At 59.8% G+C, this 261-nt stretch carries 1 pseudogene; it reads left to right on the top strand.

Annotation, left to right across the window (positions count from 1 at the left end):
• Positions 1-17: 17 nt before the first annotated feature.
• A pseudogene (locus tag SB772_RS42420) lies at positions 18-261 on the top strand (hypothetical protein); the annotation flags it as partial.

Here is a 261-nt window from a genome sequence, read left to right as displayed (position 1 = left end):
CACAACAGAGGACTCCCATGGCTGTTTGCTTCAAGGGCAAATTCGGCGCGTTTTGCGCGACCGTCTTCGCCGCGCTATTCGTTGCGCTTTTCGTGAGCGCGTGTGGCTCGTCGGTGAATTCCACCGTCGCGGGCACGACCCAGCAGATTCGTCACGTGTTCGTGATCACGCTCGAAAACGAGAACTACACGACGACGTTCAGCTCGACCACCAAGGCGCCGTATCTGGCGAATACGCTGACTTCGCAGGGCGCGCTCGTGC

It is taken from the genome of Paraburkholderia sp. SIMBA_030 (assembly GCF_046535245.1).
Classification (GTDB): domain Bacteria; phylum Pseudomonadota; class Gammaproteobacteria; order Burkholderiales; family Burkholderiaceae; genus Paraburkholderia.
This window is presented reverse-complemented; position numbering and strand designations above follow the sequence as displayed.